The organism is Flavobacteriales bacterium (assembly GCA_016700415.1).
Lineage (GTDB): Bacteria > Bacteroidota > Bacteroidia > Flavobacteriales_F > PHOS-HE28 > PHOS-HE28.
The window spans coordinates 2,774,766-2,788,712 of sequence record CP065018.1 but is presented as its reverse complement, the minus strand read 5'-3'; the positions used below and the strand labels follow the sequence as shown (position 1 = coordinate 2,788,712).

General features: G+C 60.6%; 10 protein-coding genes. 3 read left to right on the top strand and 7 right to left on the bottom strand.

Annotation, left to right across the window (positions count from 1 at the left end; all coding sequences use genetic code 11):
- Nucleotides 1-10: 10 nt before the first annotated feature.
- Nucleotides 11-3,445 (top strand): hypothetical protein, encoded by a 3,435-nt coding sequence (locus IPP95_11595; GenBank protein QQS71823.1) that lies wholly within the window; start codon nt 11-13, stop codon nt 3,443-3,445.
- A gap of 237 nt (nt 3,446-3,682) precedes the next feature.
- On the opposite strand, the gene IPP95_11590 is transcribed toward IPP95_11595, so the two are convergent.
- Nucleotides 3,683-4,600, bottom strand: coding sequence for a hypothetical protein (locus IPP95_11590; protein QQS71822.1), 918 nt, complete (start codon nt 4,598-4,600; stop codon nt 3,683-3,685).
- Between the two features lie 92 nt (nt 4,601-4,692).
- Between IPP95_11590 and IPP95_11585 the strand changes: the two genes are divergently transcribed.
- Entirely contained in the window at nt 4,693-5,391 is a 699-nt protein-coding gene (locus IPP95_11585; GenBank protein QQS71821.1) for a ComF family protein, read from the top strand.
- 354 nt (nt 5,392-5,745) lie between these two features.
- Here the strand turns inward: IPP95_11585 and IPP95_11580 are convergent, their stop codons facing one another.
- The 4 genes from IPP95_11580 to IPP95_11565 all read right to left on the bottom strand — a co-directional run bounded on the left by IPP95_11580 (nt 5,746) and on the right by IPP95_11565 (nt 9,662).
- Nucleotides 5,746-6,204 carry a MarR family transcriptional regulator gene (locus IPP95_11580; GenBank protein ID QQS71820.1) on the bottom strand — a complete coding sequence of 153 codons (459 nt, stop codon included), beginning with the start codon at nt 6,202-6,204 and terminating at the stop codon, nt 5,746-5,748.
- The gene (locus tag IPP95_11575) at nt 6,201-6,620 is read right to left on the bottom strand and encodes a polyketide cyclase (protein ID QQS71819.1); all 420 of its coding nucleotides are present in this window, start codon (nt 6,618-6,620) and stop codon (nt 6,201-6,203) included. Before IPP95_11575 ends, IPP95_11580 begins: the two co-directional genes overlap by 4 nt.
- A gap of 346 nt (nt 6,621-6,966) precedes the next feature.
- Nucleotides 6,967-7,983 (bottom strand): NAD(P)H-dependent glycerol-3-phosphate dehydrogenase, encoded by a 1,017-nt coding sequence (locus tag IPP95_11570; protein QQS71818.1) that lies wholly within the window; start codon nt 7,981-7,983, stop codon nt 6,967-6,969.
- Nucleotides 7,980-9,662, bottom strand: coding sequence for a M28 family peptidase (locus IPP95_11565; GenBank protein ID QQS71817.1), 1,683 nt, complete (start codon nt 9,660-9,662; stop codon nt 7,980-7,982). Before IPP95_11565 ends, IPP95_11570 begins: the two co-directional genes overlap by 4 nt.
- Nucleotides 9,663-9,782: 120 nt before the next feature.
- On the opposite strand from IPP95_11565, the gene IPP95_11560 reads away from it, so the two are divergent.
- Nucleotides 9,783-11,603, top strand: coding sequence for a peptidylprolyl isomerase (locus tag IPP95_11560; protein QQS71816.1), 1,821 nt, complete (start codon nt 9,783-9,785; stop codon nt 11,601-11,603).
- Between the two features lie 19 nt (nt 11,604-11,622).
- Here IPP95_11560 and IPP95_11555 read toward each other — a convergent pair whose 3' ends face one another.
- Nucleotides 11,623-12,558: a hypothetical protein gene (locus tag IPP95_11555; GenBank protein ID QQS71815.1), complete on the bottom strand. Its 936-nt coding sequence runs from the start codon at nt 12,556-12,558 to the stop codon at nt 11,623-11,625.
- Nucleotides 12,527-13,942 carry an MBOAT family protein gene (locus tag IPP95_11550; GenBank protein QQS71814.1) on the bottom strand — a complete coding sequence of 472 codons (1,416 nt, stop codon included), beginning with the start codon at nt 13,940-13,942 and terminating at the stop codon, nt 12,527-12,529. Before IPP95_11550 ends, IPP95_11555 begins: the two co-directional genes overlap by 32 nt.
- Nucleotides 13,943-13,947: the final 5 nt, after the last annotated feature.

The window sequence follows — 13,947 nt, the reverse complement described above, 5'->3', positions numbered from 1 at the left end:
TTGGGCGGTGATGCCGCTCCTTGCGGCGGGGGCGGTGCATGCTCAAAACCCGGATAACCGGGTGACGCGGCGCATCGTTATGGACCGGGATACGCTGGTCTTGGACACGCTGAGCATCGTCCCGGGCTCCTTCAGCCTTTGGGGGGACACGGCGGAGATCCCTCCGGACCACTATGTGCTGGACCCCTACCGCAGCCTGCTGGTCCGGAAGGCGGGATCACCTTCGGACACGCTCATCGCGCGGTTCCGCGTGATGCCGCTGTTGTTGGGCGGCACCTTTCGCCATAAGGACCCCGAGCGCCTGCTGAAACCCTCCGGTGATCGCGAGGACCCGTTCCGGTACATGCCCCAAAAAGGCGAGCAGGACGTCTTCGGCATGGGCGGACTGAACAAAAGCGGAAGCATCTCGCGCGGCATCCTCTTCGGCAACAACCAGGACCTCTCCGTGAACAGCTCCCTGAACCTGGAGTTGAACGGGAAGCTCACCGACAAGATCAATGTGAAGGCCTCGGTGACGGACAACACCATCCCGATACAGGCCGGGGGCAATACGCTGGAGCTTCAGGATTTCGACCAGGTGTTCATCACCCTGTCCGACGACCGGCAGGAGCTGACCGCCGGTGATTTCGTACTGCAGCGCCCGAAGAGCCACTTCCTCACCTACTACAAGAAGACCAAGGGCCTCAGCTACACCACGAAGCTGGGAAAACCCGACGGAGTGCATGACGTGCTGGGGTTCAGCGCGGCCATCAGCAAGGGTAATTTCTCGCGGAACCAGATCCAAGGGACCGAAGGGGTGCAAGGCCCCTACCGCCTCACCGCCAGCGACGGCGGCACCTACATCATCGTGCTCTCCGGCACCGAGCGCATTTTTATCGACGGGCAGCAGCTGACGCGCGGTTTGGAGAACGACTACGTGATCGACTACAACACCGCCGAGGTCACCTTCACCGCCAAGCGCCCTATCACCAAAGACCGCCGCATCACCGTGGAATTCCAGTACTCGGACAAGAACTACGCGCGGTCCTTGGTGCGCGTGGCCAACGAGCTGACCATGGGCGCCACCACCCTGCGCTTGGACCTGTACAGTGAACAGGACCACAAGGGCCAACCCCTGCAACAAGCCCTCACGGACACGGAAAAGCAGGCGCTCACCGAGGCCGGCGACGATCCCTTGGCGGCGGTGGTGCCCGGTGCGGACAGCGTGGCTTTTTCCGCCGATGAGGTGCTCTACGCCCAGATCGATTCCTTGGGCTGGTCACCGGTGTACCGCTACAGCACCAATGCGGACAGCGCACGCTATCGCGTTTCCTTCAGCACGGTGGGCGCGGGAAAGGGCGACTACGTGCAGCAAGAATTCACGCCCAACGGAAGGGTGTTCCGCTGGATAGCGCCGGACACGGTGAACGGGGCCATCGTCCACAAGGGCGACCAAGCTCCGGTGCGCGTGCTCGTTCCGCCCCGGCACAAACGGATGCTGGCGATCGGCGCGGACCATCGCTTTTCCGCGCGTACCAAGGCGTGGGGCGAGGTGGCCGTAAGCGACGAGGACCGCAACACGTTCAGTTCCGTCGATGATGCCGACAACACGGCGCTGGCGGTCCGCGCCGGGGCCAGCCATGCCATACCCATCTCCCGGTCGGACAGCACGAAGCAGATGGTGGTGGGCACCGACAACGAATGGCGCTCCAAGGATTTCCGTGTGGTGGAGCGCTACCGCACGGTGGAGTTCGACCGGGACTGGAACATCGCAGGAGTGGTGCAGGACGGCGACCAGGTGCTGAGCACGGTGAGCATCGGCCTGCTCAATGGCAAGCAGGGCAAGGCGGATCTTTCCAGCTCCATCTTCCACATCGACCAGCGCTATGACGGCTTTCGGCAGGCCCTGCGCGGCAACATGCGCTTCGGGAAGTTCGACGCCACGTTGGACGGCAGCCTGCTGAACACCTCGGCCGGCAGTAGCTCCAGCGGCTTCCTGCGGAACAAGGCCGTGCTGGCCCGTCGCTTCAATCGCTTCACGCTCGGTGTCTCCGATGAACTGGAGCGCAACCTCTTCCGCAACGACAGCTTGGACGCCCTCACCGCGGGCAGCTATCAGTACAACGACTGGGAGGCCTTCGTGCAAAGCCCGGATTCCGCCAAGGCCAAATTCCGGTTGAGCGCCGGGCAGCGTTATGACCAGGCCTTCCGCAACGGTGCCCTCACTCCCAGCACCGAGGCCACCAACTACAGCGCCAGCCTGGGCCTCGGCGGGAAGAAGATCCGGAAGCTCGCCGCCACTTTCACCTACCGCCAACTGCGCATCGTGGACACCGTGTTGACCGTCCAGCCTGCGGAGGACACCTACCTCGCCCGCTTGGACCATGGCCACAGCGCGTTGAAGGGGGTGCTGAACTGGGACATGTTCTATGAGTTCGGGAGCGGTCTGGAGCCGCGGCGCGAGTTCATCTATGTGCAGGTGCCGGCAGGGCAAGGTGCTTATGTCTGGAACGATTACAACGGGAATGGCGTGAAGGAGCTGAACGAATTTGAGCAGGCGCCTTTCGGCTATGAAGCGGACTATATCCGGGTGTTCGTGCAGACCAATGAGACCGTACGGGTTTTCAGCAACCAGTTGAGCGCCTCCGGGGAACTGCGCCCATCAGCCATCTGGCGTGACAAGAAGGGGCTGTGCGGTTTCCTTGGCAAATGGAACGATGTGGCCAGCTTCCGCAGCGACCGCAAGACCGGGGACGATGCCAACGCGAGCGCCTTCAATCCCTTCATCATCGACCCGGCGGACACCTCGCTGATCGCGCTGAACAGCTCCGTGCGGAACACCATCTATTACGACCGCAGCAGCCGGAAATGGAGCATGGACCACACCTACCAGAGCGACCGGGGCAAGAGCCTGCTCCTGAACGGATCCGAGTCGCGGGTGCGGGAGAGCAACTTGGTGCATCTGCGTTGGAACACCACCACGCAATGGATGTTGGAGGTGGAAGCCGGTTCGGGCCGCACGGGCAGCAACAGCGATCTGTTGCTGGGGCGCACCTTCGCCATCAAGGACCAAAGCACGGCACCGAAGCTTACCTGGCAGCCCAACACCCGCATGCGGGGCTCGCTCCGCTTCAAGTACACGGACAAACGGAATGATGAGGACCTGGGCGGGGAGCGCGCGGAGGTGCGCGACCTGGGGGCGGAGTTCAGATTCAATTCCCCGGACAAGGGGACCGTGCAAGTGAACGGCAACTTGGTGGATATCTCGTACAGCGGCACGGTGGATTCCTCCTTGGGCACGGAGATGCTTAGCGGCCTAAAGCCCGGCAAAAACCTGACTTGGAGCCTTTCCATCCAGCGCCGGTTGAGCGATCACTTGCAGGTGGACATCACCTATAACGGCCGTTCAAGCCCCGGTTCACCGACGGTGCATGTCGGCGGGGCGCAGGTAAGGGCGTTCTTCTAGCTCAGGGCACAGTTGTCAGTTGTCAGGGCGATCTCAAGTCCTGCAGAGACTCTCAAGCTCGACGGCCTTGGCCCCTTTGGGCTGGTGCAGTAAAGGAGCCCAAATGCCGAGGGATCAGCGGATCAGGAACGAGACGCCCAAGCGTCCGTTTCATCGGACGCTCGGGCGCATTCAGGTCGCATCCAGCCGGACAACTGACAACTGACAACTGACAACTGGCAACGGACAACTACACTACTATTTCAGATTGAACGTGGTGTGCCCCACCTTCACGCCGCTCTCGTACACGTCCACTTTGTACTCCCCACCGGTGAGCTTGCCGGTGGCGGTCCAGAACATGCATACGTCCACTGGCTCGTTCTGATAGTTCACGTCGCGTTTCACGCTGAACTCCCCTTCCACGCCGTCATAGAAGAAGCGGTTGGCCTGGTCGCTGGCCGGCAGCACGGAGCCGTCGGGGCCGATCACCCGCATGTACAGGGTTTTAGTCCCGGCCTGCGTGATGCGGTTCTCGCCCAGGTTGAAGCAGCATTTGATCATCTCCGCCTTGCTGCTGCGCTCGGTGTCCACCTGTTTGCCGCTGTTGCGCACGAAGAGCGCATTGGCGGTCATCGCCGTGGCCGTGAGCACGGACCCCTTGTCGATCAGCGCCTGCTGTGCGGCGGTTTTGCTCTCCAGAGCCTGTTTCTGGCCGGTCACCTCGCCGAGCTGCTGCTTGGTGTTGACGTTCTCCACCATCAGTGCTTGATTCACTTGGTTCAGCGAGTCGATGGTGACCACGTAGCCCTTCATGATCTTCCGAAGGGTCTCAGCTTCCCGCTTTGCCTTATGGACATCATAGTTGCCCCGCTTCACCTTGTCCATCAACGTCACGATCTGCTTCTGCAGCGAATCCATGCCCGTCCGGAGCTGGTCGTTGTTGGTGCTCAGCGTATCGTATTGCACCAGCATGTCCTCCAATAACTTGGTCACGTTCTCCTTTTCACTGGTCACGGCCGTCACCTGATCGGCGGATGCCATGGCCTGATCTTTCTTCTGGAACCAGAGGAAGAGTAAGACCACATTACTGATCAAGAGCAAGACCACCAGAGCGAGAAGAATGGTGCTGTTGCGGTTCTTGCTCGGCTGGGGGGCGGGGGCTTGGGTCTCCGTCATAGGGTCCGTTTGTTGGGCTAAAGGGCGAAATTATCTTCGTGCGTCCGTGCATCCTTCGTGCCATGCACCAGTTGTCAACAGATCCATGAACCATGGCCCTTCGCAAAAGCAACATCCTGTACGACCTGGCCGGGGTTTTCCTGCCCCGGCGCTGCGCCGGATGCGACCAGGGATTGATGGGCTTCGAGCAAAGCATCTGCTCCGAATGTGTGGACGATCTTCCCCGTTTGCGGGGCCACGACGATCCGCTTAACAAGGTGGAACAGGTCTTCAAGGGACGGGTGCGCCTGCATGCCGCGAGCGCTTTCCTCCAGTTCAGCAAGGACGGTATGGTGCAGCACATGCTCCACCGGCTGAAATACCGTGGAGACCCCGGTGTGGGCCTGGAACTCGGCAGACGGATGGCCGAGGACGTGATGAAGAGCCCACGTTTTGCCGATGTGGACGTTTTATTGGCGGTGCCTCTTCACCCCCGGAAGCTGAAGCAGCGCGGCTTCAACCAGGCGCAGGTATTGGTGGACGGCATGCGCGAGGTGTGGCCCCAGCGCGAAGTGGATACCGGCCTGCTCCGCGTGCTGAACACCACAACGCAGACCAAGCGCGGCAGGCTGGCCCGTTGGACGAACGTGAAGGCGGCCTTCCAGCTTTCCGACCCGCAAGTATTGGCCGGCGCGCACGTGCTGCTGGTGGATGATGTGGTGACCACCGGCGCCACGATCGAAGGTTGTGCCTTGGCGTTAGCTGAAGTGCCGGGGATCCGGATCAGCGTGCTGGCTTGTGCGTGCGCGTGAACGGGACGTGTGGTGTGGAGACGAAGTCCCCCCGACCACCATTGCTATTTTCGGAATGGCACGAGACACCCGCCCTCTGGAACGCAGAGTATCGTTGGCGGAAGTCTCGCGCCAGAATTAGGGATCACCGGCGCCACGATCGAAGGCTGTGCCTTGGCCTTGGCGGACGTGCCGGGGATCCGGATCAGCGTGTTGGCTTGTGCTTGTGCGTGAGTGGGAGCATCTGGTGTGCAGGGGCGAAGGCTCCCTGACCATCCTTGTTATATTCGTTGAATGGCGCGAGACACACGCTTATCTGGTACGCAGAGGACAGGAGGCGGAAGTCTTGCGCCGGTGGGGTTGATCTGAACTCAATTACTTGTTCCCCTTCACCAACTGCATCAGTCCTTGTGCAAAGGCAGGCCGCTGAACACCCAGCGCGGCGAAGAATGTCTCATCGAATTGCTCCACCGCATGCACGGCCTTGTTCGCCGCCGCTTTCCCTTTCGGTGTAACGCGAAGATCCCTCGCACGGGTGTCGGTCGCGTGTGGTTTGCGTTGCACGTGCCCCGTTGCCTCCAAGCGGCGCAGCACGGTGCTTACCGTCATCGCGTCCATCGTTGCGTGATCGGCCAGTTCGCGCTGGCTTACGGATGATCCATGCATGCGTAACCAGGTCAAGCTTGCGAGCAACACGAATTGTGAATGGGAAAGTCCGAGCGGTGCCAGTTCACGCGAAATGCCGCGTTGCCAAAGGCTCACCACCTGCCACAATAGGAATCCGCTGCTGGCCTCGGCCTGTTCCGCACGGAACGGTCCCGTCTTGTTCTTCATGATTTCTTCGCTGCAGCGATCAGCGCCTTGCCGTGTGCCGGGAAATCCGCCACTTGTTTCTCGCCGATCACCTTCTTCCAAAGAAAGGTCAAAGGCCCGTTCAAGCGCAGCTCCATATCGATCCGCACACCTTCAGGCACCTCGGTGAAGGAATGTGCGAAGGTCATCTTGCATAGCGGCAAATGGCTCATGTCCGTAAAGGCCGATGCGCGTTCGCACCGAACGATGGTGAGCCGGACTTTCGGGCCACCTTTCGGTTTCAGGAAGAATTCCTTGCCGACCTGTGCGGGCCCATCAATGCGCGTCCATTCAAGGTCATCGCCCAAAGCGGGCCAGTTGCTCACGTCCGCTTGCACATCCCAAAGGGCGGCGGCGGTAGCTTGGTTTGTGGTGATGGAGTAGGTGCGTTGCCACATGATGTTGAGGGGTTGGTCCGGGGACAAAGATATGTGTACTGATGATATGTATACATAGTAAATGAAAAATGTTCAATGCGGCTTAACTCTTGGAGTGATCTTGCAGAGGCCCGTAGGAAGGGATAGGATGGAAGGGTTGGCGTGCCAGCACGCGAGCGTCGATACGATCGTGGCGGACCGACCTATCGTGACCCCTGACCAGCACGAGACTTTCCACAAAACATTGGCGCGGGAGTTAGGCGAGCGCAGGAAAGCGCAGGGAAGCGCAGGGAAGGCCGTCCTCCCGTGCCCAACAATAATTCCTACCTTCTTCGTGTACTTCGCGTCCTTCGTGGTACCTCTTCCCTCACGCCAGCTTATCGCTCAACAACCGCATTTCGATCGTCGGCGCGATGCGCTCATATAGCATGCGGTACGTGGCCTCGGTGATGGGCATGTCCACGCGGAGCTTGCTATTGATCTCGTGTACGCACTTCACGGCGTAGTAGCCCTCGGCCACCATCTTCATCTCCATCTGCGCGGCCTTCACGCTGTAGCCCTTGCCCACCATGGCGCCGAACTCACGGTTGCGGCTGAAGGCGGAATAAGCCGTCACCAAAAGATCGCCCAAGTAGGCCGGTTCGTTGATGTCGCGCGTGATCGGATGCACGGCGGTGACGAAGCGCTCGATCTCCTGGATGGCGCGGCTCACCAGCACCGCCCGGAAATTGTCGCCATAGCCCAGCCCCACGCTGATGCCCGCGCACACGGCGATCACGTTCTTCAGGATCGCGGCATATTCGGTGCCATAGATGTCATCGCTGAGCGTCGTCTTCAAGAAGCGGCCGCTCAGGGAGTCACCCATTAGCTTGGCTTTCTCGGGATCCTGACTGGCAATGGTGAGGTAGCTCAAGCGTTCCAACGCCACTTCTTCCGCATGGCACGGGCCGCAGATGATGCCGAGGTCGTTCTTCTCCACGCCCCAGTGCTCAAAGAGGTATTCGCCCACGATCTGGTTGGTTTCCGGCACGATGCCTTTCACGGCGCTGAAGCAGGTCTTGCCTTTCAAGGCATCCGGCTCCAACTGGTCCATGGCGGCCTTCAGGAAAGCACTGGGCACAGCGAGCACCACCACGTCTGCACCCTTCACCACGGCGCGGATATCCGTGCCCATACTGAGGCGGCTGGCATCCAGCTGGGCACCCGAGGTGTAGTCCGGGTTGTGGCCATACTTCACGATGTGGTCGATGGTGGCTTGACGGCGCACCCACCAGCCCACGCTTTCCTGCGAGCCGGTCAAGAGCTTTACCAAGGCCGTTCCCCACGAGCCGGCACCGATCACCGCGATCCGCCGTTCGGCGGACGTACCGTGCTTACCGCTCATTGGAAATGGATGTCGGCCTTCATTTCCTTGCCGTCGCGGATCACCGTCACCGTGGACTTGTCGCCTTTCTTGAACATGCCGAGCGCTTTCATGTAGCCCATCATGTCGGGCACTTCATGGTCGCCCATTTTGATCACGATGTCACCGGCTTTCAGCCCCGCGTGCGCAGCGGTCTTGTCCTCTGTGACACCGTCGATGCGCAGGCCCTTGCCGTCGTACATGTAATCCGGCACAACGCCTAAGGTCACGGAGAAGCGCGGTGCTTTCGAGGTATCACTGTCGGCGGTTTTGGCGAAGGCGAGCTTGGCGCTGTCGTTCAGCGTGGTGATCACCGCCTCGATGTAGCGCGCGATGCGTAGCATGCCCGGGTAGTTCACCTTGTCGGCATCGTCGGTCGGCTTGTGGTAGTCCTCCTCGCTGCCGGTGAAGAAGTGGATCGCGGGCACGCCCTGCAGGTAGAAGCTGGTGTGATCGCTAGGCCCGATACCGCCTTCGGAGGTCTTGATGTTGAGGTCGCCCACCTTCAATTTGGTAATGCCGGGCCACGACGGCGAGGTGCCGATGCTGTTGATCGCCACGTTGTTCGTGCTGTCCAAGCGGCCCACCATGTCCATGTTGATCATGTAGTTGAGGCTGTCGATCACCAAGGTGGGATGCTTGGTCCACCAGTTGGAACCGTACAGTCCTTTCTCTTCGCCGCTAAAGGCGATGAAGAGAAAGTTGTTATTCTGGGCGTTCGGCATGTGCTGCAGGTCCGTGGCCAATTGCATCAGCACGGCCACGCCGCTGGCGTTATCGTCCGCGCCGTTGTGGATGGCCGGCTCGCCGCGGTAGAGCGAGCCCTCACCGCCGAAGCCAAGGTGGTCGTAGTGCGCGCCGATCACCACGGTGTAGGGCTTGTGGTTGTTGAGAAAACCCACCACGTTGTGCCCGGTCTTCTCCTCGTGGATGATGTCCGTGTGGATCACCACGGGGTCGCCGTCCTGCCCCAGCTTCGCAAAGCCGCTCTTGGTGAGGAAGACCACCGGCACACTGCACGACTGTAGTTTCATCTCGAAATCGGCGGGCGGGTCATCGGCCTTCTCGGGGTCGTCGTTGTAGAAGATGATCGCGTTGGCACCGAGCTTGATGGCGTCGTCAATGCGCGAGCGGAGGTCGTTGTGCGCCAGCCATTTTGAGTGCGGGTGGATGCCGTCCGGCGAGCTGATGCTCATGCATACGGCATGGTCCTTCACGTCCACGCCATCGAAGTCGTCACGTCCCAGCTCCGGCGCGAGGATGCCATAGCGGCAGCGGGCCACGCGGGTGAGCACCTGTCCGTTGGCGGAGTAGCCCAGCGGGTAGAAGTCGTCGCCGAGCTTCAGTTTGTTGCGACCGAGCTGCAAGCTGTTGTCCGGGCCGGAGCGGGGCAACGCGGCGAAGTTGAACGCGTTCAAATAGCTGGTGCTATCCCCTCTTGGCGTGAGGCCGATCGCCTTGAAGCGGCCCACGATGTAGGCTCCGGCCATTTGCTCGCCCTTGGTGCCGGTCTCACGGCCCTGCATGCTGTCGTCAGCGAGGGTGTATACGTCCATACGCATCTGGCGCACGGCTTGGCTGTCGGGCATCAGCGTTTGCGCCTGCGTGGCGAAGGGGGCGAGGAGGAGGGCGGCGAGGGCGACGCGACCCAGTGGTTTCATCAGTTGCATGGTATGGTCTTACGGGCCGCGAAGGTACCGCAGGAAGGATGGAGGTGCTTTGAACCCGTCCTGTTCCTTCCGGGGCTTCGTGGCACGAAGTACAAGTAGCTTTCCGGGCAAATGAAGAACTCCATCTTGGCGCTTTGCATGTTGGCCCTTGGCTGCGAACACGCTTCCACGACCAAGCCTCCCGCCCCGGCCACCAATAAATGGTCCGATGCGCGCTTGGCCTCTGTGCTGGACGCCCAAGACCATCGCGATAGCAAGGCGCTCCTGGTGTTGCTGACGGACACGGCCGACGCGGTCCGCGAAGCGGCGGCCATGGCGTTCATCAGCGTGCAGGATACCTCGGTGCGTGCCGGCCTGGCCGCAGCAATGCATGACACACAGCCCACAGTCCGGCTCGCCGCCGCCTGGGCCTTGAGCTTCGTGGCCGATACGAACGCGGTGAAGGCGATCGCCGATCAGGCGCTGAAAGAGACGGACCCAACCATGGCAAGCGCGTTCTATGCCGCATCCTTCCGGGCATTGACAAAGACGAAGCCCCAACTTGAACCGCAAGAACTCTTTTCCGCCTTCGTGAAAAGCGACGGATACCAGCGGGTGTGCATCGCAGAAGCACTGCGGCGGTTGCCCAAGGAAACCCTCGTCCCGGTGGAGCGCCGCTACATCGAACTGCTGCAACGCGAAATGCAACCGGAGTCGAAAATGTTGCTGCTCGCGGGCATGAAGAACTTCAGCGACACCTTGGCCCGCAAGGTCGTGTCGGGGATGCTGAACGACCCGGACCCGATGATCCGCGTCGCCGCCCTGCGCGCTCATGCGGCCATAGCCGGAAAGGGAGCGATAGATGAACTGTTCCAGGCGCTGTACGATAGCTTTCCGGCCGTGCGGTCCACTGCCGTGGAGCTGTTGAAGACCATGGATGAAGTGGATGTTGGAGCATGCCTGAAGGCCGCGGAGAAGATCACGGACACAAAGTTGAAGATCCCGCTGTACGGGCTTGCCGCAAAGTCCGGGAATGCGACAACGCGTGATCGGGCAGGAGCCGCATTGGAGATCCTGTGGAGCAAGGAGCGTGATCCTTACACAAGGGTTGCATTGATCGAAGCGAAGTCCCTGTTCGTACCCGTGGACACCTTGATCTTCTGGATGGAACAAGCGTGGTCGGCGGTAGAGCGCCAAGCTGCTTTTGCTGGAGCTGTGGAGCAAGTGGTTCACGCTTCGGATGCCCAACGGAACAAGGTGCTCAGGGCAGCATTCGGGACCAACGATCCGGGCCTGATCGCCGCTGCGGCCGAGGAACTTGTCGGGTCGGATACCACAGCGATCGGCATGGTGCTGGACAACACAGTGGAACAGCAGGTGCGTTCAGCCTTGCATCCCATCCGTGACCTCGAAACACTCCAGCTGTTGGACTTGGTGGTCGCCAAACGGAATGGGTCACCTCCACCACCTCATCAAGCTCCGATCTACAACCATCCCATCAATCGTGCACGGCTCGCCTCATTAAAAGAAGGCAAAGAATACCGCATCACCACCACGAAGGGCGACATCGTGATCGCCATCGAGCCCAACACCGCACCCGGCACCTGCACGGCCTTTGACTCATTGGTGACATCGGGTTTCTACAACGGCAAATACTTCCACCGCATCGTCCCGGATTTCGTGGCCCAGGGCGGTTGCCCGCGCGGTGATGGTTTCGGCGCGATGGACTGGACCATGCGGACCGAGAACGGCTATGCGGGCTTTGTCACCGGCGCTGTGGGCATTGCCTCGGCGGGCCGTGACACGGAGAGTTGCCAGTTTTTCATCATGCTCGCCCCCGCCCCGCATCTGGATGGGCGTTACACCCGCTTCGCCCACGTGGTGAGCGGGATGGACGTGGCGCAAAGGCTGGTGGTCGGCGACGCAATGTCGCGCGTGGAGCAGATGCCTTGAAACCGTCAACGTTCGTGTATCAGAGCTCGATCCCGCGCGCGTTCAACTCCTTCCGCAGTTCCTTGCTGAAGGCTTCGGCACCGGGCAGCATCACGTGCGTAATGTTGAGATAGTCCGTTTCCGGCAAGGGCATCCGGCCAAGGTCCACCACCACCACGTTCGGGAGTGAACGAGCAGCGGCCAGCCATGCCTCAGCTTGGTCCATGTGGCCGAAATCGGTGTAGAATTCCGGGTAGTACGGTGAAATGGCCAATACGATCGTGCGTTGCGTGGAGCCCAACAATTCCAGGAACGCCTTTTCCTCCGCGGGGTGTGGCTTCCATTGCATAGGAAGCTTGGTCTTTCCGATGGCCATCATCTTGTCGCGCGTGGCGCGGTCCGGTCCCTGGTCGATGAAGAAGCCGTTGTCCGAAACCTGTCCCCTTCTTGTGACCCACGGGATGAACACCCGGACGTATTCGTCCACTGATCCGAAATACCGCAGCGTCGGAAAGCGGTAATACCAACGCATGCGCTTACCGAGGAGATCCCGCACTTCCGGCTGGCCCGCTGCAGGGATGAAGTGCGCCGTGTTCGGTCGGTGGCCGTCGAAGAACGAGTACTCGAAGTTGACGATCACCGGTGTGTTCTTCGGTTTTGATAGTTCCTTGGAGAGCATCAATTCGGCTTCCCGCCAGCCGGTCTCCTCGATGCCGTAATTGAACACGGAGTCGCCCAGCAGCGAAGGGACGTAGGAACCCGCAGCACGCGAAGAACCGATGATGGCCACTTCGCCCGGGTGATCTTCCGTGAACATCCGCTGCACCTTGAACGCGCCGAAATTCTCGTTCGCCAAGGCCAAGCGCGTGAGCGGCCGGTCCAGCAGCAGGCAGCCCAAGCCGATCCCCACGGCCGTGGACAGCAGGAAGCGGAACACCGCGCGCTTAGAACTGGAAGTAGATGAAGTCTCCGCCATTGCGCCCGAGGACGATGATGATCAAGGTAGTGAGGACGATGAATGTGCGGGGCCGTTTCAGCCGCAGGTCGATCGGCAAGCGATAGCTCAGCACGAGCAGCGCAATGGCGCCCATGCAGGCCGCGAAGTGGTAGTTGTCCACGTTGTCGAACACGCCATCGAAAGCGATCGGCCCATGGAAATGGAGCAACTTGCCCAAGCCCGTGAAAGCCTGCTTCGCCGTGGTGGCACGGAAAAACACCCATGCCAGCGTAACAAGGACGAAGGTGAAGCTCACATTGATCGCGCGGCGGACCCTTGGCACGCGGTGCAGACCGATCGCTTGCACCATGCGCGAAGAAGACCGGCCCAGCATGATCGATGCGACCAGGTAGCCACCTTGCAGCGCGCCCCAGATCACGTAGGTCCAATTGGCGCCGTGCCAGAGACCGCTGATCAGGAAGGTGATCATGAGGTTGTAGTACCAACGCCATTTCAACACACGGTTACCTCCCAACGGGATGTAGAGGTAATCACGGAACCAGCTGCTGAGACTGATGTGCCAGCGGCCCCAGAACTCGCTGACGGACCCTGAGAGATAGGGCCTCCGGAAATTCTCCATCAGGCGGAAGCCCATGATCCGCGCGGCACCGATGGCGATGTCCGAATAACCGCTGAAATCGCAATAGATCTGGATGGCGAAGAACACGGTGGCGACAAGAATGGTGAAGCTGTTGCGCGAGCCCAGGTCCGCATAGACGGGATCCACGAAGAGCGCCAGCCGGTCCGCCACCACTACCTTCTTGAAGAAGCCGTAGGCCATCTTCACCAAGCCCCACGTGAGGTCGTCCATGTTGAACGGTCTGCGTGCGTGGAACTGCGGCAAGAGGGACTGTGGCCGTTCGATCGGGCCCGCGACCAACTGTGGAAAGAACATCACATACAGGGCGAAGATGCCGAAGCGCCGTTCCGCAGGGACATGCCCGCGGTACACCTCAACGGTATAGCTCAGACTTTGGAACGTATGGAAGGAAAGGCCGATCGGTAGCAGGATGCCGAGGTCCGGAAAATGCCGGGCCATGCCCACGGAGGCGAGAAAGACTTCCAAGTTGCCGGTGAGGAAAGCGTAGTACTTAAAGATCGCGAGCACACCGACGTTGGCAAAAATGCTGAGCACAAGCCAGCGTTTCCGGTCGGCTCCAAGCGATCGTTCGATCAAGATCCCCGCGAAATAATCCACGCCGATGGTGAAGCCCAGAATGAGGATGTACACCGGCACGAAAGCCATGTAGAACACACAACTCGCCACCAGTAACAGCAGCCAGCGCCACTTGTACGGAAGCGCGAAGAACAGCCCCACCACCACCGGGAAGAACACGAGGAACTCGGTGGAATTGAAGAGCATCTTGT